The following is a 23,287-nucleotide window of genomic DNA, read 5'->3' as shown; positions in this document are numbered from 1 at the left end:
CTAAGTAGAAAAAATTTCTCTTTTATAGGCTTTTATTAAAAACATGATCGACGCCACGGACAAAAAAATACTGCGTCTGCTACAGCAAGACAGCACACTGTCACTTAACGATATTGCGGAAGCCGTTAATCTCACCACAACCCCTTGTTGGAAGCGCCTTAAGCGTTTAGAAGAGGAGGGGGTGATAGAAAAACGTGTTGCGCTGCTCAATCCTGAGAAGCTGGATTTATCCTTTACGGCATTTGTTTTGGTCAAAACCAGTGACCACTCACATGAATGGTACGGGCGCTTCGTCGGTACGGTCTCCGAATTCCCAGAAGTGATGGAGTTCTACCGAATGGCTGGTGAATATGACTACATGCTCAAAGTTCAGGTCAGAGACATGAAGTGTTTTGATGAGTTTTATAAGCGCCTAGTGAACAGTGTGGATGGCCTCTCTAATGTGACCTCTACATTTGCAATGGAACCTTTGAAATACACAACCGCACTGCCGCTATAATTAATGGATAGGGTGTCGTTTGGTTAGCGCAAGGCATCAATGAGCTAACTCAAGGTACTAATCAGGAAAATAAGGACGTTTATGCAAGCAAAAATCTCTATGGCCATTCAGTTGCTATTGGCGACGGCGATTTTTTATTTGGGATATAGCATCTTCGCTTTTACCAATAAGGTAGGTGAGGTGGTGGACACTTACCCGCAGGTGATTGATGACCTATCTGTTGTTACCAAGGAGCTCAAAGTGGAAGGGTTTCTTGCGTTAGCTGAGCATATTGATGAGCTGGCACCAGAGGTATTGCTGACAGTGGAGGCGGTGCGTCAAACCGTTGATGAGGTTAATCAAACCGTCGCTTCAGTGGACAGTAAGATCCCATCTATTCTGCTTGAAGTGAAAAATGTAAGAACAGAGACGGTGCCTACCGTATTGAAAGAAATTAAAGTATTGAGAACGGATGTGATACCTCCGACTCTCAACGAAGTCACACGTTACCGTGTGGATGTGGTGCCGCCTGTGCTGGCAGAAAGCCAAGCTTATCGAGAACAGGTGATCCCTGTCGTTGTGCAAGAATCTGCTCAGTTAAGAGAAGAGGTTCCAGGGATTTTGAATCAGGCAACAGAGCTGGTGGACAAGAGTAAAGTGTTAGCTCAAACCGCGACTCAAGGGGCTGTTGAAGGGACAGTGAAAGGGGTGGTGTTGTCACCAATCAACTTGATTCGCGATGCTGGTAATGGGATTAAGACTCGCGTCCAGGGCGAAGAAGAAGTACCAGTTGCAGAATAGGTACTTGAACCATTAAGAACATGCAAAAGGGCTTGATTAGTACTCAAGCCCTTTGTGTTTTGATTTAACAATATTGGCTAAGGCTCAACGAGAACTACTTAGTAAAGCGCATTACGCCTTCTTGTACTGCAGTAGCAACCAGTTGACCTTGCTGGTTGTAGATCTCACCTCGAACCAAGCCACGAGTGTTACTCGCTGTAGGACTCTCTATTGCGTATAGCAGCCACTCATCCATCTTGAATGGGCGGTGGAACCAGATTGAATGGTCAATGGTGGCCACTTGGAAGTTCGGTGTCATCAGAGAAACTTCGTGAGGATGCAAAGCCGTCACCAGAAAACCCCAGTCAGAAGCGTAAGCTAGCAGGTATTGGTGAATCAGATGGTTGTCTGGCATTTCACCATTTGCACGAACCCATAAGTATTGCTTTGGTTCAGTCTTCTTCGGTTTTAGCGGGTTCACAACCGTAACTGGGCGCATCTCAATTGGCTTCTCGCCACAGAAAGTCTTTCTTAGCTTCTCAGGCAGGAACTCGGCGATATGGCTAGCAAGCTCTGTTTCCGATGCAAAGTTTTCCGGCCCCGGAATCTCAGGCATGGTGTTTTGGTGTTCAAAGCCTTCAGCATCACCATGGTATGAAGCGGTGAGGTAGAAGATAGGGCGGCCATTTTGAATCGCTTTAACACGGCGAGTGCTGAAGCTGCGTCCGTCTCGCAAGTTCTCTACATCATAAATAATCGGCTTCTCTGGGTCGCCCGGATACAGAAAGTAACTGTGAAACGAATGGACACTGCGATCTTCCTCAACCGTGTAGCGGGCAGCAGACAACGCTTGGCCAAGTACCTGTCCGCCGTATACTTGTGGCAGTCCAAGGTTTTCACTCTGTCCTCGAAACAGACCTTCTTCCAGTTTTTCTAGCTGAAGTAAACTTAGTAATTCTTTTAATGGTTGACTCATTGCCAGAGTACCTCTTAATAAAATGAGAGCAGGTTAAAGGGTTAACCGGGCCACTCAGTCAAATATCTGTCAATAAATCATAGGGTTTCAAGACAGAATATGAAAGCTCTCTTATAATTAGCATTCAGTTTTGCTATATCCGGCAAACACATTGAGAGAAATATCTTATGAAAAAGGCTTTATTAATCGCAACGTCTTTAATCTCTTTTGGCTTCCTAGCAGGCTGCCAAACTACTGAACAAAGTGAGGCACCTCAAGAGGTTGTCGCAGAGAACATGAAAATGGTAACCGGTACGGTAAGTTACCGAGAGCGCATAGCACTTCCTGAAAATGCACTAGTAACGGTAACACTAGAAGATATCTCACTGGCTGATGCACCTTCAAAGGTATTGGCGACTCAAGAATTCACAACCGATGGCAAGCAGGTCCCATTTGCCTTTGAACTGAAGTACGACGCCAGCCAGATTAAGGCGAGCCATCGCTACAATGTGCGCGCGAGTATCCATGTTGATAGCAAGCTACGTTTCACAACAGATACGATTGCGCCTGTGATCACAGATGCAGAGAGCACAGAGTCACTGGATTTGCGTTTAGTAGGTGTGCGTTAATTGGTTGCTCTCTAAGAGAACGAACTGAATAAAGAACAATGGCAGCGTTACGGCTGCCATTTGTATTTTCTGAGTTTAATTTTACCTGTCTCACTCACTTCAACGCCTTCCGCTTCCAAATGACGCTTTTGTCGCTCGAAGTCCTCGCCTTTTAACGAAATCTCGCCTTTACTATTAATGACCCTAAACCAAGGGAGCTGACTTCCTTCTGGTAAATTGCCCAAAGCTTTGCCTACGTGACGCGCATAGCCTGGAAAGCCTGAAAAACGTGCTATGTCTCCATAAGTTGTTACTTTCCCATAGGGAATTTGGTGAATTACAGCAAAGATTTGGGGTAAAAATTGGTCCATACTAACTATTCCTAGTTCATTAATACCACGGATCGGTAGAAGGAGAGAGCTATGGTATTTTCAACGTTTCAGTTCTTAGTGACAACCCTATTAGCGGTTGTTTGTGCCCGAGCTATTAGTTTAAGTGACGGCGACATTCCCGTTTTGGCTATGGTTATCCCCGCGCTATGGATTTTGCCGCAAGGAGGAGTCGCAGGCTTGGCTCTGCTTGCTTCAATGACCGTATACGGCCTAACACTTCCAATGCAGCCTATAACATTATCAGTCAGTGCGTGGGTGTTATTCCCTCTGCTGATGGTTGTTTTCTCACGCCGTAGTAGCTTGTCAGTGCTTGTGGTATCAGGGTTAATTGTCACGACTCTACAAGTCGGCATTATGGTGACTCAGTCTGCAGGTAAGCTTGACGGTACGCCTTGGGTTACGGTTCTTCAAACCCTATCCATTATAGTTATCTGGTGGGCGGCGAATCACCTGAAACCGGCCAGTCGACATAGCTGGTGGTCACTGTTTCTAATATTGCCACTCTGGATAGCCGACTTACCTTATGCGGCACTAGTAGCCTTGTGTGTAACGGGCATTATGGCGTCAATGGAGGCGATGACTAAGCTCAAAACCTTCCGCTGGAATAAGCTGTTGTGCTGGACACTGCCCACTGCGGGTTTCGCTGCTCTGGTGATTACACCGAGCATTGAGGTACCGAGCCCAGTATTTGTTGTGTGGTTATGCTTGCTAGGCACTGCGTGGATGACGGACTACATTATTCGTACAGAAGATAACGAAGATATCGATATCTAAGCGTTCATAGCTCCAACGTCAGTATTTGTTTCCTCGCAGGTAAATGACCAATTTACCTGCGATTTAGCAATGGTTTGAGTAAAGGATAAGCACTTAGACCACATTTGTTTAAAAATAGGGTGGAAGGGCTTGCAATGGCTGCGGGGATGCTTAATAATCCACTCACTCTTTGAGGCAAGCCTCTTAGAAAACGAATCTATGGGGGCCTGGTCCTCCCGCAACAATAGCTCGTGAACTCGGTCAGGTCCGGAAGGAAGCAGCCGCAGCGAGTGACTTGTGTGCCGGGATGTGGCTGGGTTCCCACCCTTTAAAAAAGCCGCTCTTCATGAGCGGCTTTTTGCTTTCTGGCCTATAAGTCATTGAATAATGAAACTGGCTTAGTTCCTTTGTAAGATAATTTGCAATTTGGCAAAATACCCATGCTGAATTTCGATTGCAAACGATAATCCGTATGGGGGTAAAGGTATTTTGATTTTTGGCTAGAACTTATATTCCGAGTAACTTGAAAATAGATATAAAAAGGGAATGTACAGATTATAAGTATTAATTAGAAGAAATTGAAAATTTATTCTAGTGAGATACTAAATAGTTAGCTAAAGGTAGCCCATATCACATGACAAATAGAACCCTTTTGATCTTCTATTCATTACAAGTTCAAAGTTTGGGAATGAGGCGCTTATTTTCTTTTTTAAGGAGTATATTCTCATATAGATAGAACGGTCTATTGGGTCATGGTTGAAACCATGAATCATTTCAAATAGGTCACAAACAGTCATAGGTTTTTCACTCTTATTCAGAATATCTAGAATTTCATACTCTGAAGGAGCCAGTTTTATATTGGTGTTGTTGTATATAAGGCTGAGATCTTTTTCTCGCAAGTATGCGATTTTTGCTTCATTATCTGCCTCATTTTCTTTATTTAGCGTTTTGCTATCTTTAAATATTTGTCGTTTGATTCTTTCAACAAGGACCGAGCTTCTAATTGGCTTTGCCAAATAATCGTTTGCACCGGCAGTCAAGCAATTCATCTCTGTCAATTCACTATCGTTTGCAGTGATAACGATTACTGGTGTGGGCATGAGCTTTGATCTGATGGACTTAATTATGTCAAGGCCTGACATGTCAGGCAGTTGTAAGTCGAGTAATACTAGTCTAGGCAGGTTTTTCTCAATAAATGGAAGAGCAATTGAACCACTTTTAAAGCATGCCACTTCAAATCCTTCAATTTCGGACAATAGATAGTTTAACATCCTTCGAAGTTCGCAATCGTCTTCAATTAGAACAATGTCAATCATAGCTAACCTTGTTAAATTTGTGTAAATTATTTTGTTGTTTTTATTGGGGGGGAGATTTTAAGAAAATGTAAATTAGAATTCAAGCTCTAATATTTATCAATCTATCAACATGAGAAGATTTGAACCGTATGTAGTTCGATACTGTGTCTGGTTTCCCATACAAATACCCTTGTGCTTTAAGGTTATGTCTCACAATTTCCTCATGTGTAGATAGGTTTTCAATACCTTCAACTATAACATTTTCTTGTAAGTCAAATCCCAAATTAACGATATATATTAGGTTTATTAATAGATTGGATTTAGATTTTGATGCTGATTTATCTATCTTAATTATATCCCAAGGAAGATACATTAAAAACTCTTGGCTGACCTTGTTAATCGTATAATCATCTAACCAGAACGATATTTTAAAATTAGCCTTTAAGTGCTTCATTCTTTCGTAGACTAATTCTATTTCATCTAGGCTAAAGTCAATATCTGTAATTTCAACAGCAATGTTAAGGTTAGAGTCAGTAGCTAACGATTCTAGAAAATCTAATTTCATCATAAGGGATAGTGGTATATTTATTGATATTAAGCAGCCAGACAATTCAGATTCATAGATAGATAAAAAACGAATTTGTTTAAAGGCTAGTAGCTCAAACTCGTTCTCACATAGTTCTCGGAAAAACTCTTCATTATCTTGAATATCTCCACTAATGTCTTCTTTTACGATACTCAAACACTCGTAAGCAAAAACACATTTATCTTTGTATGAAATGATTGGTTGAATAAGGAGCTCAAGATTATAAATCTTTGAGCCTTTGAGAAGACTAAGCTTGTCCTGCATGTGTTTCCCTTACTTATTGTTGTTATCAATACTTAATGCTATTTGCATACATTCGCGTGAGCAACTAAGGAAATATAAGTCATTATAAGTAGTGTGCTTATTTTTGAGGTCTTTGTCTCGCATTCTGCTTGTTTGTTAATGAAACTCGTTAGGGTATGACTTTTATTTATCTTTTGTGTGTAATTGTTTCATTTTGTTAACGCTGGGTTGGTTGTGTGTCGTTCTGGAGTTGTTAGTACTTTTACTTCAGATGCTTAAACTTTCTTAGTCTCGAATTTTAATTTGTAATGTTAATGTTTAATAAGTTGCTTCGAATTCGATCTATTAATTATTCTTGGTTTTACTAATTCTCCTTTAATATTTTTCGACTTCTTGAGTTCTCGCCAGTTCATCTTTGGGTTTGACCATATAAAGTAACCTAATCACCTACCGATAATTGGTTATTATAAATTGTTTAAACCTAGATTGACGGTTACTAATTTTTACTAAGCTTATGAAAGGACTTGTCAAATGAAATGTGATTGTGAACGAAATGAGTATCAAAGGCTCCATCGAACATTATGGGAAAGGTTTATAGGAATAAAATCAAAGTATCGATGTTTGAGCTGCTCCAATGTCTTTAGAATTAGATAAGAGTTAGTAATATCATGCTAAGAGTTTTTTTATTTGGGCTAAGTTTATTTAGTTACAACGTTATGTCCCATGGGCAATATCCGCAAACAGTTAATGAGTATGTTGTCGATACACATTTTGAGTTCAAGTTTACATTAATTAACGGATTCAAGAAAAGAACATGTTATGAAATATACATAAATGACCAGGTAGATGGCACTCTTTCAAGGTGTTTAATGCCCGGTGAATCTAGAGATTTAAATGTTTGGTTGATGTCTAAACCAAATGTTCAGACTTTTAATGAAGTATGTAGTGTCAGTTTAACTTCAAAAGGATTTAATACCAGAATGTGTTCAAAAGTAACAACGTACTTCCCGGCTGAAGAGTTGGGCATAGTAGGCGAGCTGGAGAAATAAATGAATTTAAAATATCTAAAGTTATTGTCTTTAATTTTGATAAGTGGTCATTCTCTAGCTGCATCACTGATCGATATACCTTCCCCACCTTCTTCCCCTTCAAGCTATGACGAAGTTCGAACTTCTGATGGGGCAAGTTGTAGGAGCTCTGTAGGCGGAAATATACAAATGTATGGTGGTTTAGTGACAACAGGTGGTGATGACGCCTACATCTATAATAGTGACTTTAATGAGACCGGTGGATATATAGGCTTCGCCTATAGTATGGGGGGTGGCGAAAGGCTCAATTGTAGCCGCCTTGCAGAAATAGAAACCGAAAAAGCGTTAATTGAGTTAAATAAGCTTAAGAGCGAGATTAAACATATTGAACGCTTAAGGAAAATCCAATTAATGGAGGCAGAGGGAAAACTAAAAAAACGAGACTTTGAAGACTCAATCTATTCTAAATGATTTAGCTCAATAGCTAATTTTTAAATTAACATGTGAATTATTATGAAATTAAAAAAATGTGTAAAACCTGGTATTGCTCTTTTACTTGCTAGTTCTAGCTTATTCGCCAATGCAGCTACATTCTATTCAACAAAGTATGATTTTACTGCGTCAGCTAATATCCCTAAACTATGTGTTGTTCAAGATACATCGAGTAGTCGAACAGAGTTAAGATTCGGTAAGCAAAATGGAATCCCATCGGACGCGTATACAATTAAGATTGTATCTAACGTGCAAGATAAAGTTCATTACTCAATTGATACTGCACAAACAACAGGCCTACAAACTGTTGATGGAAGCGGGTTTGATATTAACTTCCGTAGTAACGTAGACATGATGGAAGATATTAATGTCAATCAACGATACGATGTCGATAACTTTCAAAATGGTCAATCTGAAATCAAATTCTGGGCAGAAACTGAGCGAGGTCAAAGCTACTTCAAGCCGACTAATAACGCTTTAGTGTCAACTACGATCACAATTTCGTGTGATGACTAACTAATGAACTATGCACCCATTTATATGGGTGCATAATTTTTAATAAAGAAATTATTGGAATGACTAAGTATATAAAGGTATTATCGCTACCTATACTATTATCCTTTTCTCTAGATGCTTTTGCTAAATCCTGGCTTAACGAGTCAGAGCATATCACTTATGAGGATATAGTTGCAGAACACGATGAAGTTTTTATCAATTCAGATCTTCAAAATTTACTTTCTTTAAATGTTGAGAAAAACAACACTTACAAGTCTAATTTGAAAAAAATGGCTTATATAAATTCTCAGCTCGATAGATATATACAGGATGCCAAATATTCAGAAGATATTAATGAGTATAAGCTATCAAATAATATTGCAAAGTTAATTGTTAACCGAAGTGAGTTATCTATATCAAACAAGATAATCATAGAAGAAATTGAAGATACTTCTGATAAAATAGCATCATTGAAAGTGGAGAGAGATATAAAAAATCGATCTAGAATATCATCGCTATCAAGTCTATCTAAAAATATTATAAATAGAATTAGAAATGAATGGAATGGAAAGAAAAAAACCATTGTTCAAGAGGGGAATTTTAGCTGTAATGAAGATCAATCAATAAAAAATTGTCTTTCAAGAAATAGGTCGTTGATTGTAGCTAAGTTTAGAAGTGATAATGAGTTTATTTCTCCCAGTCAGGATATCGACAATTATAAGATCGAAAATGCATCAGTAGACTTTAGTGGAAATCTTAGTTATCGAGTGTCAGTCGAAGTTTCTCCTGTCTTAACTGATGAGATTATATCTCAGATTCATAGTTACCTTGGTATCAACGAAGTAAATATATTGCTCACAAGTAATGTTAATGCTTCTTGGTATTTGAATGGGGAAATTATTGGAAGTGGGAAAAAGATATCAAAATTAGTGACTTCTGGTAAACATACTATTCTCGCATCTTATGACGGAAAAGTAGAGTCAACAGTAGAGCAAGTGGTTGATGGCAAAGAATACTACTATAATTTCAAAAAAAGCAAAAAATCAAAAAAAACAAATAACCATGAGAGTACTACTAAAATAGAAAGAAAAACGGTAGTAAAAAAAACAACTCCAGACTCTAATGAAAAGATTGGAAAAGAACAGGGTAGAGAGAGCAATAATACCATAAAGTCAATCATGTTAAGCGACCCTACTGGTCTTGATATGAGTCAAGAGGATAACAGTTTAATAGTAAAGGCCAAGGGGAAGTATGGTAAAGAACTAATCACAAAAATAGATGACTTTCGTTATTTTATTATTGGTTCAATAGCTGAACCTTTAATAGGAGATGTGTCTGCTGTTGCATGTGAAGACTTTGGTCGCCCTGCTGATTTGATTGAGTATCTTAATATCCTAGAAGGGGATACACTTGAAAGTGTTAAGAGTACATTATCAAAGCATACAATTTATACAAATGATTTTGGTATTGTAAAAGTAACTGATGGAAATTTTGAAAATAGTACTAACACGAGTGCAGTGACAGTTTGTGTCACTAAGTAGCTTTCGAGTTTATTATCTAAGCACAAGGACGTGCTTAGGTATTACTTTTTGATCTAGTAGTAGTTTTGAAACATTGCTTTGACTTCTCTAGCTTTCAAAACCTTGAACATAAAATTTGTACTAGTGATTTTGGCGCTGTTCGGGTTATTGAAGCAAGTTGTGAAAACAGTGTCGATTAGAATTCAGTTACGATATGCGTAGTGGAATAGATATCTTGTCATAATTAAAGCTGCTCATAGAGAGCGGCTTTTATGTTCTATTGAGTCACAGTGTTGCTTTATTCGTAAATACTGTACGAGAAGTACTTGCTAGCAATTTTTGCATGCTGGCCGTTGTCGATCAGTCTTTGGATGCCGTCATTGATTAGTAGTTTTAAATCGTCGTCTTGTTTGCGAACGGCAACACCGATGCCACGACCAAACCATTTCTCTTCAGTGAACTTGGGCCCGGTAAAGTGATAGTTTTTACCTTGTTCTGTTTCTAAGAATCCAGAATTTAAACCCATAGAGCCACCAAATACTGTATCAAGGCGTCCATTTAATAAGTCAGTAAAGGCTTCATCAAAGTTACCGTAGCGGCGGATATCGACGTCAGGGTAGATTTCAGAAAGGTACTTATCTCCGATAGTCGCGCGCTGCACTCCAATCGTAAGCTCGTTTAAGCTGCCATCTTCCATATTGATTTCACGACCGTTTTCCATCACGAAGCGCGTTGGTACTTTTGCGTATGGGATGGTGAAGTCAACCTTCTTTTCGCGCTCTTCTGTAATAGTCATTGCAGCGATAATCGCGTCGTTTTTGCGACTAAGCAGAGAAGGGATAATGCCATCCCAATCGGTTTTAGATATTACGCATTGTACCTGCAGCTCATCACACAGTGCGTTGGCCAGGTCGACTTCAAAGCCTTCTAACTTACCTTCTTTAGTTGTCCAACTAAAAGGAGGGTAAGCGCCTTCTACCGTAAATCGTATTTGCTTCCACTCTTTTGCGTAAGTGAACGCAGAAAACAGACTAACCAACGCAACTAATATCCACTTCATTTCATTATGTCCTTATATTAGAGATGGATATGCATCATTAACGATTCATTAACAACTATCAATGCAAATGCATATCCTTGTGAACTAAGGCATAAATTTTAATCAATGGCTCTCTTCTATCTTTGCGATTTGGTCGAGTGTATCGATGGTCAAAAAAATCAATTTGCAGGCAGAATTACGGCTGAATCGTCACTTTCGGTCTGTTCATCATCGCTATCGGCCTGTTGTGCTAGCCAGTTGAGGGCTTGAGTTAGATAGAGCTTGTTGGCTTCGGCATCACACCAAGTTTTAGATAGGCCTCTTCGATTGAACTCAGCACCAATGGCTGCCAGCGTTTGGTTACTTGGTCGACCATAGTAGAGGGTGTCGCACAGCTGCATGTTCGACATTGATTGTGCATAAACGTTGACTGAAGAGGTGTTAGCGTTCAACGCTTTTGATTGGTTATGAGTACAGCCAGTCAAAAGAACAAGAAGAGTGATAGAAATAGCAGCTTTCATTTATTTGGTCGATGTTAGGTGGTTTTCATGAATTATGTCTGCAATTTTGCGGTTTATTGTCAATTTTACCCAAAGCTAGATTGTTACGAGAGGTTAGTACCAGTTTTAAATGAATTAGATGTTATGAGCAGGTTACGAACACCTGCTTCTCTATTTCTTAACGAACGGGAGGATAACTTTCAACTTATCTAAACCTAAAACCGCAATTTTGTACAAAAGCTTCTTTAACTTATAGAGTAGAGTGATGGATTGAGAGGATGTCGATACCTGAGGAATGGCGAGATGAAGAAGGCGAAGAAGGAAAAGGCGGATTACAAGATCACAGAAGAGCTTGGTGGCCTTGAGATCCTGAACGCAGAATATGAAAAGCAGAATTTCTCTCGCCATAGCCATGAAGGTTATACGCTCGGAGTGATTGAACAGGGCGCACAACGTTTTTATCGCACGGGTGGTCATCACGTTGCTCCTCAAGATGCCATTATCTTGGTCAATGCCGATGAAGTGCATAGCGGACATTCTGCCACAGAAGGCGGCTGGGCGTATCGCGCTATGTACCCACTGCCAGAGCAACTTGCGAAAATAACTCAAGAGCTTAATTTGCCAAACTACGGCGCGCCTTACTTTCCGCGTGCGGTGGTTGAAGACCCAGAACTCGCTAACCAATTACGTTTGGTCTTCAATACCATTGATGAGTCGGATAATCGACTTTTACGTGAAACACTAATGTACGGCATGTTGGTTAAGCTTATCAGTCGTCATGGCAAAAGCCCGCTCAAACCTCAACTCGACAGTAAAACGCAGCGGCAACTGGTGTTGGTTAAAGAGTTTCTCGATGACTTTCCACAGGCCGATGTCTCTTTGGAAGAGCTTTCAAAGCTGGCGGCTCTGAGTCCGTATCATTTGGTTCGTTCATTCCAAAAGGAATTTGGGTTGCCGCCTCATGCTTATCAAATCCAGTCTCGATTGCGCCTTGCGAGAACTTTGCTCAAACGTGGTCACTCTATATCGGATACGGCTCAAGAGTGCGGTTTTCACGACCAGAGTCATTTTCATCGACATTTCAAAAAGGCCAACGGCTACACGCCAGGCCAGTACATCAAGATGTTATAACGCTTAATATTGAGCAAGTTTGTACAATCGCGAATAACATAGGCTGACTAAATTGTTCCCTAAGGTTTAACAGATTTAAAATGGAAGTATCAATATGACGAGAAAATCTCAGCTTTGGAAAGGGGCGCTAGCCGGGATGCCACTGAGTATTGCGGTGATTCCATGGGGAATATTGGCGGGCTCGTATGCCATAGATGCGGGGCTTGACCCTCTTCAAGCACAGGCGATGTCAGCGATTTTGTTTGCAGGCTCAGCGCAGCTGGTTGCGGCGGGTATGTTTAAGGCTGGAATTGGCTTAGGCACCATGTTACTAACCACGCTGTTCATTACGTCACGTCACTTTTTATACAGCGTCTCTATGCGCGATAAAATCAGTGATTTACCGACACGATGGCGTTTACTGTTGGGCTTCTGGCTGACGGATGAATTGTTTGCGATCTGTAGTGGTCAATCCAAGCAAGAGTTCAATCGTTGGTATGCGGCAGGCGTTGGAGGTGTGTTCTATCTCTTCTGGAATCTGGCCAGCTTTGTCGGCATTGTCGCAGGTAGCCAAATTCCATCTCTGAATGAAATTGGTTTGGATTTCGCCGTTGCAGCGACCTTCATTGCGCTAGTATTCCCGCTGATTAATACCATGCCGGTTATTGTATGCGTGCTGGTGTCATTGTTGGTGTCTGTGGTGTTGACGGTTAACCAAGTCGAAGGGGCGTTAATGGTGGCTTCAATTGCGGGTATGCTTTCTGGCTTCCTTTGTGAAAGTTATAAAGATGGCAATGTTTCAAGTCATTCGATCACAGAAGGAGAGTCATCATGATCTGGTTAACCATACTGCTGATGACAGCGATTGTGTTTGTGAGTCGTTATTTGTTTCTGGAACCTGCAGTGCCACTTCGTTTGAACGCCTCAGCTCGTAGGTTACTTCGCTACTCTGGCCCAGCAGTATTGACGGCGATTTGGGGACCCATTGTATTTGCTCCAGAGAAAGAGCTATGGGTGAGTGCAGAAAACCCTTACTTAATCGCAGCGCTAGTGACTTTTTTGCTGATCTGGAAAACAGGCAATGTGTTAGTCACCATCCTGCTCAGCATGGGAGTGTTTCTTTTGTATAACTTGGTGCTAGTCGATTATCTTTTTCACTAATAAAAACAGGGCTCATTTGAGCCCTGTTTTTTTGTGTTCTCAGCTTACTTGTAGAAAGCTTCAACTGTGCCTTTCAATGTGATTAGCATTGGGCGACCGAAACGGTCTAGCGCTTTAGGTGAAGGGATTTTTACCCAACCTTCGCTGATGCAGTACTCTTCAACGTCAGTACGCTCTTTACCGTTTAGACGAATGCCGATGTGGTGTTCGAAACACTCAGCTACGTGGTGTGGGCTGCGTGGGTTACCTGCTAGACGATCTGGTAGAGCTGGCTTTGCTGTGTTATCTGTCATGATGCTTACTTACAGTAAATAAAAAGTGCGTCATTGTAGACAAAATACGACCTGAGCATCAAGAAAAGTTGTCATTATTCTGGGGTTGTTTGTCAGGTTGGAGCGAACCATGAACACGCTAAGCAATTCCACTCGCTATGTATAGACAGAGCGTTTACCATGTAGCATAAATTTGTATTTGGAAGTAATTACTATGTCTTTTCCTCCTTGCCCGAGCTGCAGCTCTGAATATGTTTATCAAGACCAAAGCCACCTTGTTTGTCCTGAATGCGCTTATGAGTGGAACCCTGAAGAAGTCGCGAAAGAGAACGAACTCAATATCAAAGATGCGAATGGGAGCTTATTGGCGGAAGGGGATAAGATTACTTTGGCTAAAGACCTAAAAGTAAAAGGCAGTTCTCTTGTGTTAAAGATTGGCACCAAAGGGGTTATCAAACGAATGAACGACGGTAAAGATCACCAATTAGACTGCAAGCTTGATGGCGCTGGTGAAATGATGGTGACTGCCAAGTATGTGAAAAAGGCGTAGCACGCCGCTTTGGTGAGTAGGGTGAGACTGTGTATTGCCCCTCAAAACCAAGATTTGTTTTGTTCGAAACTGCTAAGTAAGCAAAAAGTCGACGTTAATAAATGATATATACTGAAGTCACTGCTTTGTAACCACGAAGGTGACGAAATGTCGAAAACCACTAAGCTACAAAACGAAGACAAACTGTTTAAAAAGGCGATGGAAGTCGGAACTAAGCTAGCCGAAATGCAAGGCTTTAAGCTCAATGACCCGAGTATGTCACAGTCGGTAAAAGCAAAGGCTATTTATCTATTCTTAGTCGATGCAAAGCAAATTACGCCTCTCCCTGCTGACAAGCAAGAAGGTAAGGACATTAAAAAGCGCCTTGCCGTTTGGATTCACAGTGCATTGCCAGAGGGTGACCCTCTTAAATAATCAAACGAATATAAAAATCCCCAATCAGTCTAGCCTCTGATTGGGGATTTTTTGCATGTCAAAAGTCTTGGAGTTGTTCTTTAGATTCGATTACGCTTTGCAGTAAACACGCGCGTCACGTGGCGTGTAGATGCCAAATGTCACTGTGCGAAGTAGGCCGTTAACAAACGTCTCTTGAACTTCTACTTTTGCTACTTTATCTGCACCGCCACAAACTTTCGCAGCATCGATCTCTTTCTCTTGTGCTAGACCGTTAATAAAGAAGTGTTGTGGTGCTTCTGTTGTTACTTCTGCTTCGTCCGGCGCCATAACAAATGTTTGTTGAGCGCAGCCTGTAGCTACCATAGATAGTGCCGCGATAAGAATTAGCTTTTTCATAGTGTTCTCCATTGAGTAATCATGTTTCGGTTAACCAACACTCAGCGGTGTTGGCTAACGGTTGATGGAGTCAATTATTCCAAAGTTCTTATTTTGTTACTGTATAGGTTTGTCAGGCTCAGAATTACATTTCGGTAAGTATAACGTAAACAGTGCGCCGTTGAGCCTTGTACTGCGTTTCACGCTGGCGTACCCACCGTGTTGTTGGCAGATCTTCTCAACAATTGAGAGGCCAAGGCCATGGCCACTCTTACCTTTATTACGAGCTTTATTGCCCACGTAGAAGGGTTCAAACAGGTGAGCGATATGTTCTTCATCGACACCCGGCCCATCATCGTGGATCTCAATACACAGGTACTTCTCTTTTTCGACAAGATGAATATCGATTTGCGTTTCTGCAAACTTAAATGCATTACGAACGACGTTATCGAGAGCTCGTTTGAGCTGATGTTTGTCAGCGTCCAATTGATGGTCAGTATTGAGGTGAGACGTCATCGCTAGCGTTAGCTTGGTCTCTTTTTGCCATCGTGGTATCAATTTATCGACGTAAGTTGAAAGCTCAAAACGGCTCTTTTCTAAATCCAATTTGTGGTTATCAAGTTTGGCAAAATAGAGCAGCTCATCCACCATGCCTTCCATCTCTTCGGTGTCTTCTACAATGCTATCGATGGTGGCTCTCTGCTCTTGGTCGAGCGGTGTGTCTTTCAGCAGTTCGGCTTGCCATTGAATGCGGAAAACAGGCGTTCTGAGTTCATGGGCTACAGCGTTGGTCAGTGCACGATTGCTGTCGATAAGGTGCTGGATTTTGTCTGCCATGAGGTTAAAAGAGCGATTCAGCGTACCAATTGCGCTGCCGCTACGGGTTTCCGCTCTTATCGAAAAATCGCCAGAAGCGAAGCCTAGAGTTGCGCGCTCTAGCTTCTTCACTCTACGGTGAATGACGAACAGGTGCCCTGAAGCGTAAATGACAAAGCTGAGAGAGAAGAATAACCAGAGCAAATCATCTTCGAGCTGAATCTTTTGTCGCACAAAGGCTTCTTCATCAGGCGCATAGCGATAAATGGCATCTGAACCAGGGAAGTGAAACCAGAGATCCCTGTCATCGTCAAACAGGACTGGCATATCTGATTGAGCTTTAAAAAACTCGACAACCTCAGAAGGTGCGCCTTGGCCGAGGGGAAACGTAGTCACGATATGTCGAGTCATGTCGGCGAACTGAGCAATAGCTTCTTCAGCGGCCTCAACGCCCTGATTAGTGGCGATATTACTGATCAGCTGTTGGTGGGCCAACGCCTCGTAATCGTACAACACGAACTCGTAGTCAGTTGTCCACTGATAGACGGTGACCTCATAAGCGAAGATGCTCGCCATAAAGCAGGCAAACAGGCCGATGAGTGATTCTAGGTATATGCGTTTCATTATTCTCTTCGCTATTGGGTGAGTTAACGCAAATTAGCCCCAAGCTGTGGAGACAAACAAGTAGCCTTTTCCTCGTAGTGTCTGGATCTTTTCTGCAGGGGAGTGGTCATCACCAAGCATTTTTCTCAGACGTACGATTTTGTTGTCTACTGTTCTGTCGAACCCATCGTATTCAATGCCACGTAATTCTTGAGTTAAGGTGTCTCTGGAGAGCGCAGTATCCGGCTGGTTAGCAAGTATCCAAAGTAGGTCGAACTCACTGTCTGTTAGCTGGACAATCTTGCTGTCTAATTCACATCGTTTGTATTTGTTTTTTAGTACTAACTGGCCAAAAGTGATTTGATCTTTGTCTTCATCGACAGCGTCAACGGGCTCTGCACGTCGCAATAAGCTTCTAACACGAGCAAGAAGAACGCGTGGTTTAATGGGTTTCGTCACGTAATCATCAGCCCCTGTTTCTAATCCGGCGACATGGTCAAAGTCATCATCACTGGCTGTTAGCATCAAAATCTTACCGAGGAATTTTGTACGCGTCTGTCGGCAAATTGTCAGGCCATCTGCGACAGGCAACATCAGATCAAGCAGAACAATATCTGGCTGGTGGTCTAGCATGTGGTCAATGGCTTCACTGCCATCATCTAATGTCGTCACATCAAAACCTTGGGTAACAAAGTAACTCTTTAATAGCTGTTGAAGTTTCAAGTCGTCTTCAACGATGAGCATGGAATGTTGTGTCATAAATTTTCGGCCGTTTGGTATGAAAGACTTAGATTAAGAACGCAGGGCACAGCGTAATACCAATCACAGTAAGTAAGTGATCAAAAATAGCGCAGAAAAAAGGCTTGAGAACAAGGCAGAATTTTTTGATAAGTAGTTATTCTACAATCAAAAATTCTAACGCAGTTATCGAGCATTTTAACAAGCTAGGGTGAGCAATTATTTACTACGATTGGTATAAGTCATGAATGCCAAGTTTATAGTTTGTTCTTGTTCGAGTGCTTTATTATAAAACATGGAAATGTATTGTAATGATGCAGTACGACATTTCCATACATCATTCAGACAGCTAATGACAAAAACGTTCCATAGAATTCTCTCCATACCAACATTGGAGAGAAATTATGAAGCAATATCGAAATCTATTATTAGCCTTACCGCTGATTGTGCTAGCTGGATGCAACTCGAGTTCGAGCGGTACTCATAAAGCTAAAGTCGCTAAACCTGCGGCAGATTATAAGTTTACTGAAAGTGCCCTGGACGAAATCATCGAAGATCGAGAAGACTACTTTGAAGGTATGCGCTTAACTTATGACGGCAAGTCATATGAACAAGTTCAGTATGCAGAGGGTTTTGGTGACATCTTACTTATTACAAGATTGGCCGATGTTCATGGTCAAACCATTGATGTTGCGGTCTACAATGACAGACGAAGCTGCTATATCTACTCGCCAACAACATTGCTTCAAACTTTTGATTGTAGAGCTAATAAGCGAACGGTAGGTAAAGATCAAACGTTGATTCAATCTGAAATCGATGACTCACGAGAGGAGGTAACCATCGAATTCTACAACGAGGCTTTCGAAGCATTGGGCAGTATGGGGTCGACCATCTTAACTGCCTCAGACGTTGACGGTAAGGTGAATATTGTTACTTCATTCGCATTTGATGATATCTATCGAGAAATTGACCCAGTAGACGGTCCTCGAAATGAATCAACATTAGGTGTGACGACGTTTCTACAATTGAAAGACATCGTGGACAAGCATGTTGGTCAAGAAATGACGATGAAGTTTAACAGCCATATTGGCGGTAGTGGTGATGATGATATCAACATGTACACAGGCTTGCTGATCCACAAAACCAAGATGCACACGGTAGTCACACCTAACGGATCGGTTTTCTCTGGCGGTACTGACCTTTTCGCTGCTGGCCAAACTCGCACTCTCCAGCGCGCGAAGAAGATTGATAACTTTGAAACACTGAAGCAAATTGGTGTTCATAGTTGGGGGACTGAAGGTAAAACAGCAAAAGACTTCCCATACACGGATGAAAGTCACCGCAAACAAGCGACTTACTTCAACACCGTAATGGGTGACAAGGGTATCGACTTCTATCTATTCACGTTAGATTCAGCACCATTTAAAGGTCAGCATTGGGTGACCAAAGCAGATTCAGATAAATATCAATTTATCACGCATATTGAGTAGAGAAATCTCCACGCAGTGACGTCATTTGGCGTCACTGTCAATTTTACACCCGTTGTTATCACAACGTGCGACGCCAGTTAGCCAGTAAGATATTTTGTAGCGGTTGTTAGCGAAGCGTAGATAACACCAGTCTGCCAATGGCTTCACGAGTGGCCAGCGCAATGGCGCGTATAACCAACCTTTCCCCACCAAATCCCAAGCCTTATGGGTAACGTCTAACCCCAGTATCAACTCACCTTTGTCATTCAATGCATGCAAAACCGTGTTGGCCGCGCTGGAGTCAATGTTTGGGTAATGAGCAAACTCATCGCTGTAGATATCGACTGTCTTTATGCTGTTGTTGATGTCTTGCTTCGTGAGGGCATTCATCTCCTTCGAGCACAAAGGGCAGGTTCCATCATAAAATATCGTCAGTTTTGGCTTTGCGTCTTGCCCGTTCATTTTCTCACTTCCTTTTATTTATCAAGAATTCTAGAACAACCTAAGTACTAGTACTCCTTAACAAACTGTCCAGATCACTATCTTACTGTGTTTAAAGGGAAAGGTATGTTAAATGAACATATTCAGGCTACTGTAACGTCTACCGTGAGTTCTTACGTTGACTAATTAACCTGAAATAACAGGAAACAGGTTATCAGGCTGCCTTTTGGGGCTAATTCAAACTTTACGACCCAGCCGATTTTAGTAACTGATACGATGCCGCTTGAGCAGTTTGTATAAAGTGGTTCTTGATACGTCCAGAGCTCGAGCAGTCGCTGAAATATTGTAGTGCTGTTGTTCGATGGTTTGTCTAATACGTTTCTCGGATAATTCATCTTCTATCGAACTGCCATTCTGTGGTTCTTTAAACGCCAGCTGCATATGTTGAGTTTCAAGGCACGAATGGTCAGCGTAAACCACCGCTCTTTTCACCGCATTGAACAGCTCCCGAATATTCCCGGGCCATTGATACTGCTTTAGTACATCGAGTGTTTTGCTCGAGATGACGAAGTGGCTTGCATCATTCTTTTGCAACTCAAAATGTACCAGCGCTTCAATATCCTCACGGTGTTCAGATAGTGGAGGGATCTCAAGGTTCAATACATTAATACGATGATAAAGGTCTTTTCTAAATCGACCAGCAGCAACGGCTTGTTCAAGATTGATATTGGTAGCAAACAGAACTCGGCAATTGATCGGGATCTGTCTATTACTACCTAAGCGTTCAATGTGGCTGTTTTCTAAAAAGTGCAGTAGGTATGTTTGTAGCGGTAGCTCAAGATCTCCGATTTCATCCAAGAAGAGTGTGCCATTTTGTGCTCGCTCTACATGGCCGATATAGCGTTTGGCTGCGCCGGTAAATGCTCCTTTTTCATAGCCAAAAAGCTCTGAGTGAATTAAAGAGTGAGGGATAGCACCGCAGTTCAATGCGACAAATGGTTGATGTTTGCGTGGTGACTGGTTGTGGATCATCCTTGCACAAAGGCTTTTCCCTGTTCCCGTTTCACCTTGGATTAAAACTGGGTAGGTTGAGTGTGCCACCTTATCTATTTGCGTTTTTATATCTTGAATGATCTTTGAGTCACCAATCAATCTGCAACGTTTTTCTCTGTCAGTGAGATAGTGTTTAACGGGTTCACCATCTATCATTCCCAATAAATGGCCTAAGCTTTTTGCAAGCCATTTTGCGTCTATTGGATGGTGGAAATAATCCCAAAAGCAGTGATGGATAAACGAAAGGTTGTGTGCAGGCTTATCATAAAAAATACCGATCAGACCTAGGTTTGAGAATCTCTGTTTAAGCATAAGTAAGGACTGACAAGTTGCATTGGTGATTGGCTCGTCAAGGCAGACGATAGCAATAGGTATTTTGTGTGTATTTAACACGTCAGTTAGAGCGTCCATAGTGTTGACCTTGACAATATCCCACCGGTCCTCGCGCAATGAATCTACCCAACCATGCAGCAGCGAATGATTGCCATGACAAAGCACGGCAGCACAACGTCTATCTTTTTGTTCAGTTGACATCTGCATCATAGGTTCGCTTTACTTATATTCGCCCCTAATAATAGTAGAATGGAAGTAGCAGTATTTCTATTGTTGATATTCTTATCATTAAGAAATGGCGAATTATAATAAGTTAAATGAATCGTTGGAGTGAGAGAGTATGTTGAAGCGTGCTGTTTGGTTGGTTTTACCATTGATAGCTGTACTAGGCGGCTGTGCAAGCTATAGCATCACAGAGAAAGACATGACCGAATACTTGCAGGAGTCAGTCGAAATCAACCAGTCTGTGGGCGTTGAGAACATGATGTATGCGCAAGTCGCGGTCGAAGATTTACAAGTTAAGATTGGTAGAGCGGACGCTGATCGCGTATCAGTTTTTGCAAACACGAATGCTCAGGTGCAAGTATTCAATATGCAAAATGTTGGTTTAGATCTCGATATCGAATTTAGCGCGATTCCTGAATACGACAAAGAGAGCGGCGAAGTGTATTTGAAATCGTTACGCTTAGAGAACTTCAATGAAAGTGGTAAGCAGCTGCCTGAAAATATCGCCAACCTATTGCAGCCCGCAGTCTCGATGATTGGTTTAGTGCTGTCTCAACAGCCTGTGTACAAACTTGATGGCGCCAAGGTACAAGAGGCGCTTTTAAAATCAGCCGAACCGAACTTGGTCATTCAAAACAACAAGCTTGTTATCGAACTGTTTGATTAAATCTAACTAAAACCAAATTGACTCCGCGACTAGATAATTATAGATAGAGCGGGATCATTTGACGCCAATAACGTCCTCGATGCGCACGCCCGTCCCACTCATACATTCGGTGCTTAATTCCTTTTTGATTCAGGATACGGCTGAGCTGGTGGTTGTTCTGCAGAAATGGGTCTTCTTTGCCTATCGCAAAAACAATATCGCTATTTTTGATTTGAGTGAGTTGGTCAGAAGGAGGTAAACCCGGCAGAAAGTGGGTTGGGGTGTGGTAATAAATTTCATCGTTGTACAAGCCATCGAATAGGTCTTTGAATGACTCAGTACTCCATGTGAGGTCGTAGCGCCCAGAAAAGGCGACCAATTTCTGGAATAGGTGAGGGTGTCTAAAAAATAGAGTTGCAGCGTGGTAAGCCCCCAGAGAGCAGCCGTGCGAAATAGTACAAGGGTGGCTGTTCTTACTCGCCATCAATGGCAGCACTTCTCTGAGAATATACTCTTCATACTGACAATGGCGGTGCATTCGGCCAAAAGGGTGCGCCCAAAAACAGTACATACTTTCGGTATCGACACTATCCACACAGTAGAGTTGCAGTTGCCCCGCATTGATCTTGTCGGTAATTGAGTCGACCAACCCAAGGTTCTCATATTCGTAGAAGCGACCAGTACGAGTTGGGAAGACCAGAACCTTAGCACCTGCATGACCGAATATCAGTAGCTCCATATTGCGATTGAGGTTGGGGCTCCACCATTTGTGATACTCACGTTTCATCACAATCCCCCAAGGTTTTAAAGAATGACTCAACACTTTTACGCAGCTCACGACGTTGTTTGCCTTCACCTCGGTAAATAAAGTGTCCAGCCTCTAATACAAACAGCTCTTTTTGACCTTTACAGGCGTTGTAGGCGCTGAATTGCCCAGGAGGTGCAACATATGGGTCGAACAGTGCTAGCCCCCAGTGAGAAGGTTGAGAGATAAACTTGGCGGCGCATGAGGTATCAAAATAAGGGAGGTTACGAGCAAGTAGGGCTTGATTACCAAAATCGATGAGGGCTTGTGTACTGCCAATGGTCGGCATAGTTAAGCGTAGCGATACATTACCAAAAGTAGGTACATGGAAGTGACAGCGTTTGATGCGCTTATCAAAGGCCGTAGCAAAGATAGCAAGGCCGCCCCCTAAGCTGTTCCCAATCATGCCAATTTTGTATTTGAGGTTGGGGTATAGAGTAAGCACCGCGGAGATCCCACACCACAAGTCTTGAACGCATCCGCCTAAGATGTAGTGTTCTCTGTCTTGCACGTTGTGCAGTACATGCCAGTACGGATCGTCTGAGATCGGGTGATGATGGCTGCGACTGATACCACGCACACATGGGACTAATATCGCTGTGTGTTTTAGCTTCCAAGTTGTATCTGGTTCATCGAGCCCTCCGTAGCCGTGTGCCCATACGACCGCGCAGTGAATCTCCTCTTTCTCGGGTAGTAACAGCCAACCACCTACTCGTACGCCATCGGTCGAGTTGTAGTAACAATCGAATACACGCCAGTGATTCACAATACGCCCTGTGTCTTGCAAGCTAACATAGGGTGTTACCTGCAGTGCTCGCTCATACTTCTGTTGCCAAAAATAGGCGAAGTCCGCTGGTGTAATGCTCGCTTCAACTTGTAAGAGTTGGTCTAGGTCGTATCCGTAGGTCGGATCGAAGTCGTAATTGTGTTTAAACGTCACTGGTGTCTCGCTACTGGTTTTAGCGTGGAAAGAAAAACATTAACGATGTCATGTTACATGTTTATTGCGAACACCGTGTTTGAGCCAATCCACAAACTTGTTTGAACGTTGGTCAACTTGAACACGCTGAAACGACGGTGCTTTGTTATTTATAGACCGACAAGTAGCACTCTATCCAGTTGAAATACAA

Annotated in this window: 28 protein-coding genes and 1 other RNA gene; 15 read left to right on the top strand and 14 right to left on the bottom strand. The window is 42.0% G+C overall.

What is annotated here, in order from left to right; translation table 11 throughout:
* Positions 1-43: 43 nt before the first annotated feature.
* Positions 44-499 carry an Lrp/AsnC family transcriptional regulator gene (locus VFDL14_RS18585; RefSeq protein ID WP_032549577.1) on the top strand — a complete coding sequence of 152 codons (456 nt, stop codon included), beginning with the start codon at positions 44-46 and terminating at the stop codon, positions 497-499.
* An 81-nt stretch (positions 500-580) separates the two neighbouring features.
* Positions 581-1,279: a hypothetical protein gene (locus VFDL14_RS18590; RefSeq protein ID WP_032549576.1), complete on the top strand. Its 699-nt coding sequence runs from the start codon at positions 581-583 to the stop codon at positions 1,277-1,279.
* A 94-nt stretch (positions 1,280-1,373) separates the two neighbouring features.
* Here VFDL14_RS18590 and tesB read toward each other — a convergent pair whose 3' ends face one another.
* On the bottom strand, positions 1,374-2,234 hold the full coding sequence (tesB, locus tag VFDL14_RS18595; RefSeq protein ID WP_032549575.1) for an acyl-CoA thioesterase II: 861 nt from the start codon (positions 2,232-2,234) through the stop codon (positions 1,374-1,376).
* A gap of 167 nt (positions 2,235-2,401) precedes the next feature.
* Here tesB and VFDL14_RS18600 point away from each other — a divergent pair, with 167 nt between their 5' ends.
* Entirely contained in the window at positions 2,402-2,842 is a 441-nt protein-coding gene (locus VFDL14_RS18600; RefSeq protein WP_032549574.1) for a YbaY family lipoprotein, read from the top strand.
* Positions 2,843-2,889: 47 nt separating this feature from the next.
* Here VFDL14_RS18600 and VFDL14_RS18605 read toward each other — a convergent pair whose 3' ends face one another.
* Positions 2,890-3,192, bottom strand: coding sequence for a DNA base-flipping protein (locus tag VFDL14_RS18605; RefSeq protein ID WP_032549573.1), 303 nt, complete (start codon positions 3,190-3,192; stop codon positions 2,890-2,892).
* A 51-nt stretch (positions 3,193-3,243) separates the two neighbouring features.
* Between VFDL14_RS18605 and VFDL14_RS18610 the strand changes: the two genes are divergently transcribed.
* Both VFDL14_RS18610 and ffs read left to right on the top strand, forming a co-directional pair.
* On the top strand, positions 3,244-3,987 hold the full coding sequence (locus VFDL14_RS18610) for a hypothetical protein (RefSeq protein ID WP_032549572.1): 744 nt from the start codon (positions 3,244-3,246) through the stop codon (positions 3,985-3,987).
* A 204-nt stretch (positions 3,988-4,191) separates the two neighbouring features.
* An RNA gene (ffs, locus tag VFDL14_RS23830) (signal recognition particle sRNA small type) lies at positions 4,192-4,288 on the top strand.
* A gap of 292 nt (positions 4,289-4,580) precedes the next feature.
* Here the strand turns inward: ffs and VFDL14_RS18615 are convergent.
* Complete coding sequence (locus VFDL14_RS18615) at positions 4,581-5,282, bottom strand: response regulator transcription factor (protein WP_032549571.1); 702 nt, start codon at positions 5,280-5,282, stop codon at positions 4,581-4,583.
* 79 nt (positions 5,283-5,361) lie between these two features.
* The gene (locus VFDL14_RS18620; RefSeq protein ID WP_032549570.1) at positions 5,362-6,111 is read right to left on the bottom strand and encodes an EAL domain-containing protein; all 750 of its coding nucleotides are present in this window, start codon (positions 6,109-6,111) and stop codon (positions 5,362-5,364) included.
* A 1,028-nt stretch (positions 6,112-7,139) separates the two neighbouring features.
* Between VFDL14_RS18620 and VFDL14_RS0122935 the strand changes: the two genes are divergently transcribed.
* The 3 genes from VFDL14_RS0122935 to VFDL14_RS18635 are packed head-to-tail and all read left to right on the top strand — an operon-like array spanning position 7,140 to position 9,646.
* Entirely contained in the window at positions 7,140-7,589 is a 450-nt protein-coding gene (locus VFDL14_RS0122935; protein ID WP_032549568.1) for a hypothetical protein, read from the top strand.
* Between the two features lie 42 nt (positions 7,590-7,631).
* Positions 7,632-8,126 carry a hypothetical protein gene (locus tag VFDL14_RS18630; protein ID WP_032549567.1) on the top strand — a complete coding sequence of 165 codons (495 nt, stop codon included), beginning with the start codon at positions 7,632-7,634 and terminating at the stop codon, positions 8,124-8,126.
* A gap of 59 nt (positions 8,127-8,185) precedes the next feature.
* Positions 8,186-9,646 carry a hypothetical protein gene (locus VFDL14_RS18635; RefSeq protein ID WP_032549566.1) on the top strand — a complete coding sequence of 487 codons (1,461 nt, stop codon included), beginning with the start codon at positions 8,186-8,188 and terminating at the stop codon, positions 9,644-9,646.
* A 277-nt stretch (positions 9,647-9,923) separates the two neighbouring features.
* On the opposite strand, the gene VFDL14_RS18640 is transcribed toward VFDL14_RS18635, so the two are convergent.
* Both VFDL14_RS18640 and VFDL14_RS18645 read right to left on the bottom strand, forming a co-directional pair.
* A complete protein-coding gene (locus VFDL14_RS18640) occupies positions 9,924-10,685 on the bottom strand; it encodes a transporter substrate-binding domain-containing protein (protein ID WP_032549565.1) in 762 nt (253 codons plus the stop codon).
* 158 nt (positions 10,686-10,843) lie between these two features.
* Positions 10,844-11,185, bottom strand: coding sequence for a hypothetical protein (locus VFDL14_RS18645; RefSeq protein WP_032549564.1), 342 nt, complete (start codon positions 11,183-11,185; stop codon positions 10,844-10,846).
* Positions 11,186-11,467: 282 nt separating this feature from the next.
* Here VFDL14_RS18645 and VFDL14_RS18650 point away from each other — a divergent pair, with 282 nt between their 5' ends.
* From VFDL14_RS18650 to VFDL14_RS18660, 3 genes are all read left to right on the top strand, one after another.
* Positions 11,468-12,295 carry an AraC family transcriptional regulator gene (locus VFDL14_RS18650; protein ID WP_032549563.1) on the top strand — a complete coding sequence of 276 codons (828 nt, stop codon included), beginning with the start codon at positions 11,468-11,470 and terminating at the stop codon, positions 12,293-12,295.
* Between the two features lie 94 nt (positions 12,296-12,389).
* Positions 12,390-13,109: an AzlC family ABC transporter permease gene (locus VFDL14_RS18655; RefSeq protein WP_032549562.1), complete on the top strand. Its 720-nt coding sequence runs from the start codon at positions 12,390-12,392 to the stop codon at positions 13,107-13,109.
* Positions 13,106-13,435 (top strand): AzlD domain-containing protein, encoded by a 330-nt coding sequence (locus VFDL14_RS18660; protein ID WP_032549561.1) that lies wholly within the window; start codon positions 13,106-13,108, stop codon positions 13,433-13,435. The genes VFDL14_RS18655 and VFDL14_RS18660 overlap by 4 nt, the downstream gene beginning before the upstream one ends.
* Before the next feature lie 44 nt (positions 13,436-13,479).
* On the opposite strand, the gene VFDL14_RS18665 is transcribed toward VFDL14_RS18660, so the two are convergent.
* Positions 13,480-13,728 (bottom strand): DUF3297 family protein, encoded by a 249-nt coding sequence (locus tag VFDL14_RS18665; RefSeq protein WP_032549560.1) that lies wholly within the window; start codon positions 13,726-13,728, stop codon positions 13,480-13,482.
* 193 nt (positions 13,729-13,921) lie between these two features.
* Between VFDL14_RS18665 and VFDL14_RS18670 the strand changes: the two genes are divergently transcribed.
* Together VFDL14_RS18670 and VFDL14_RS18675 are read left to right on the top strand one after the other, a co-directional pair.
* Entirely contained in the window at positions 13,922-14,257 is a 336-nt protein-coding gene (locus tag VFDL14_RS18670; RefSeq protein WP_032549559.1) for a zinc ribbon domain-containing protein YjdM, read from the top strand.
* Between the two features lie 147 nt (positions 14,258-14,404).
* Positions 14,405-14,671, top strand: a complete 267-nt coding sequence (locus tag VFDL14_RS18675) for a DUF5062 family protein (protein WP_032549558.1) — start codon at positions 14,405-14,407, stop codon at positions 14,669-14,671.
* Between the two features lie 90 nt (positions 14,672-14,761).
* Here the strand turns inward: VFDL14_RS18675 and VFDL14_RS18680 are convergent, their stop codons facing one another.
* The 3 genes from VFDL14_RS18680 to VFDL14_RS18690 all read right to left on the bottom strand — a co-directional run bounded on the left by VFDL14_RS18680 (position 14,762) and on the right by VFDL14_RS18690 (position 17,206).
* Positions 14,762-15,049: a Bor family protein gene (locus tag VFDL14_RS18680; protein ID WP_032549556.1), complete on the bottom strand. Its 288-nt coding sequence runs from the start codon at positions 15,047-15,049 to the stop codon at positions 14,762-14,764.
* Between the two features lie 96 nt (positions 15,050-15,145).
* Positions 15,146-16,468: a sensor histidine kinase gene (locus VFDL14_RS18685; RefSeq protein ID WP_032549555.1), complete on the bottom strand. Its 1,323-nt coding sequence runs from the start codon at positions 16,466-16,468 to the stop codon at positions 15,146-15,148.
* A 33-nt stretch (positions 16,469-16,501) separates the two neighbouring features.
* Positions 16,502-17,206 carry a response regulator transcription factor gene (locus tag VFDL14_RS18690; RefSeq protein WP_032549554.1) on the bottom strand — a complete coding sequence of 235 codons (705 nt, stop codon included), beginning with the start codon at positions 17,204-17,206 and terminating at the stop codon, positions 16,502-16,504.
* Between the two features lie 383 nt (positions 17,207-17,589).
* On the opposite strand from VFDL14_RS18690, the gene VFDL14_RS18695 reads away from it, so the two are divergent.
* On the top strand, positions 17,590-18,675 hold the full coding sequence (locus VFDL14_RS18695) for a hypothetical protein (RefSeq protein WP_032549553.1): 1,086 nt from the start codon (positions 17,590-17,592) through the stop codon (positions 18,673-18,675).
* A 21-nt stretch (positions 18,676-18,696) separates the two neighbouring features.
* On the opposite strand, the gene VFDL14_RS18700 is transcribed toward VFDL14_RS18695, so the two are convergent.
* Positions 18,697-19,116, bottom strand: a complete 420-nt coding sequence (locus VFDL14_RS18700) for a thiol-disulfide oxidoreductase DCC family protein (RefSeq protein WP_032549552.1) — start codon at positions 19,114-19,116, stop codon at positions 18,697-18,699.
* Positions 19,117-19,356: 240 nt separating this feature from the next.
* Positions 19,357-20,691 (bottom strand): sigma-54 interaction domain-containing protein, encoded by a 1,335-nt coding sequence (locus VFDL14_RS0122930; RefSeq protein WP_050487325.1) that lies wholly within the window; start codon positions 20,689-20,691, stop codon positions 19,357-19,359.
* Between the two features lie 130 nt (positions 20,692-20,821).
* On the opposite strand from VFDL14_RS0122930, the gene VFDL14_RS18705 reads away from it, so the two are divergent.
* Positions 20,822-21,373 carry a DUF1439 domain-containing protein gene (locus tag VFDL14_RS18705; protein ID WP_032549551.1) on the top strand — a complete coding sequence of 184 codons (552 nt, stop codon included), beginning with the start codon at positions 20,822-20,824 and terminating at the stop codon, positions 21,371-21,373.
* Between the two features lie 37 nt (positions 21,374-21,410).
* Here VFDL14_RS18705 and VFDL14_RS18710 read toward each other — a convergent pair whose 3' ends face one another.
* Together VFDL14_RS18710 and VFDL14_RS18715 are read right to left on the bottom strand one after the other, a co-directional pair.
* A complete protein-coding gene (locus VFDL14_RS18710) occupies positions 21,411-22,139 on the bottom strand; it encodes an esterase family protein (RefSeq protein ID WP_032549550.1) in 729 nt (242 codons plus the stop codon).
* On the bottom strand, positions 22,129-23,097 hold the full coding sequence (locus tag VFDL14_RS18715) for an acetylxylan esterase (RefSeq protein WP_032549549.1): 969 nt from the start codon (positions 23,095-23,097) through the stop codon (positions 22,129-22,131). Before VFDL14_RS18715 ends, VFDL14_RS18710 begins: the two co-directional genes overlap by 11 nt.
* Positions 23,098-23,287 lie beyond the last annotated feature (190 nt).

The sequence above is a fragment of the Vibrio fortis genome (assembly GCF_000695685.1).
GTDB lineage: Bacteria > Pseudomonadota > Gammaproteobacteria > Enterobacterales > Vibrionaceae > Vibrio > Vibrio fortis_A.
The sequence above is the reverse complement of the archived record's forward strand: the minus strand, read 5'-3'. Positions and strand labels throughout refer to the sequence as shown.

Excerpts from the sequence above, each read along its gene's own strand:
- VFDL14_RS18640 (WP_032549565.1), bottom strand. The coding sequence starts at position 10,685 with ATGAAGTGGATATTAGTTGCGTTGGTTAGTCTGTTTTCTGCGTTCACT.
- VFDL14_RS18605 (WP_032549573.1), bottom strand. The coding sequence starts at position 3,192 with ATGGACCAATTTTTACCCCAAATCTTTGCTGTAATTCACCAAATTCCC.
- VFDL14_RS18645 (WP_032549564.1), bottom strand. The coding sequence starts at position 11,185 with ATGAAAGCTGCTATTTCTATCACTCTTCTTGTTCTTTTGACTGGCTGT.
- VFDL14_RS18635 (WP_032549566.1), top strand. The coding sequence starts at position 8,186 with ATGACTAAGTATATAAAGGTATTATCGCTACCTATACTATTATCCTTT.
- VFDL14_RS18690 (WP_032549554.1), bottom strand. The coding sequence starts at position 17,206 with ATGACACAACATTCCATGCTCATCGTTGAAGACGACTTGAAACTTCAA.
- VFDL14_RS18685 (WP_032549555.1), bottom strand. The coding sequence starts at position 16,468 with ATGAAACGCATATACCTAGAATCACTCATCGGCCTGTTTGCCTGCTTT.
- VFDL14_RS0122935 (WP_032549568.1), top strand. The coding sequence starts at position 7,140 with ATGAATTTAAAATATCTAAAGTTATTGTCTTTAATTTTGATAAGTGGT.
- VFDL14_RS18710 (WP_032549550.1), bottom strand. The coding sequence starts at position 22,139 with ATGAAACGTGAGTATCACAAATGGTGGAGCCCCAACCTCAATCGCAAT.
- VFDL14_RS18610 (WP_032549572.1), top strand. The coding sequence starts at position 3,244 with ATGGTATTTTCAACGTTTCAGTTCTTAGTGACAACCCTATTAGCGGTT.
- VFDL14_RS18680 (WP_032549556.1), bottom strand. The coding sequence starts at position 15,049 with ATGAAAAAGCTAATTCTTATCGCGGCACTATCTATGGTAGCTACAGGC.
- VFDL14_RS0122930 (WP_050487325.1), bottom strand. The coding sequence starts at position 20,691 with ATGATGCAGATGTCAACTGAACAAAAAGATAGACGTTGTGCTGCCGTG.
- VFDL14_RS18705 (WP_032549551.1), top strand. The coding sequence starts at position 20,822 with ATGTTGAAGCGTGCTGTTTGGTTGGTTTTACCATTGATAGCTGTACTA.
- VFDL14_RS18650 (WP_032549563.1), top strand. The coding sequence starts at position 11,468 with ATGAAGAAGGCGAAGAAGGAAAAGGCGGATTACAAGATCACAGAAGAG.
- VFDL14_RS18665 (WP_032549560.1), bottom strand. The coding sequence starts at position 13,728 with ATGACAGATAACACAGCAAAGCCAGCTCTACCAGATCGTCTAGCAGGT.
- VFDL14_RS18600 (WP_032549574.1), top strand. The coding sequence starts at position 2,402 with ATGAAAAAGGCTTTATTAATCGCAACGTCTTTAATCTCTTTTGGCTTC.
- VFDL14_RS18695 (WP_032549553.1), top strand. The coding sequence starts at position 17,590 with ATGAAGCAATATCGAAATCTATTATTAGCCTTACCGCTGATTGTGCTA.
- VFDL14_RS18585 (WP_032549577.1), top strand. The coding sequence starts at position 44 with ATGATCGACGCCACGGACAAAAAAATACTGCGTCTGCTACAGCAAGAC.
- VFDL14_RS18590 (WP_032549576.1), top strand. The coding sequence starts at position 581 with ATGCAAGCAAAAATCTCTATGGCCATTCAGTTGCTATTGGCGACGGCG.
- VFDL14_RS18630 (WP_032549567.1), top strand. The coding sequence starts at position 7,632 with ATGAAATTAAAAAAATGTGTAAAACCTGGTATTGCTCTTTTACTTGCT.
- VFDL14_RS18620 (WP_032549570.1), bottom strand. The coding sequence starts at position 6,111 with ATGCAGGACAAGCTTAGTCTTCTCAAAGGCTCAAAGATTTATAATCTT.
- VFDL14_RS18660 (WP_032549561.1), top strand. The coding sequence starts at position 13,106 with ATGATCTGGTTAACCATACTGCTGATGACAGCGATTGTGTTTGTGAGT.
- VFDL14_RS18670 (WP_032549559.1), top strand. The coding sequence starts at position 13,922 with ATGTCTTTTCCTCCTTGCCCGAGCTGCAGCTCTGAATATGTTTATCAA.
- VFDL14_RS18675 (WP_032549558.1), top strand. The coding sequence starts at position 14,405 with ATGTCGAAAACCACTAAGCTACAAAACGAAGACAAACTGTTTAAAAAG.
- tesB (WP_032549575.1), bottom strand. The coding sequence starts at position 2,234 with ATGAGTCAACCATTAAAAGAATTACTAAGTTTACTTCAGCTAGAAAAA.
- VFDL14_RS18655 (WP_032549562.1), top strand. The coding sequence starts at position 12,390 with ATGACGAGAAAATCTCAGCTTTGGAAAGGGGCGCTAGCCGGGATGCCA.
- VFDL14_RS18615 (WP_032549571.1), bottom strand. The coding sequence starts at position 5,282 with ATGATTGACATTGTTCTAATTGAAGACGATTGCGAACTTCGAAGGATG.
- VFDL14_RS18700 (WP_032549552.1), bottom strand. The coding sequence starts at position 19,116 with ATGAACGGGCAAGACGCAAAGCCAAAACTGACGATATTTTATGATGGA.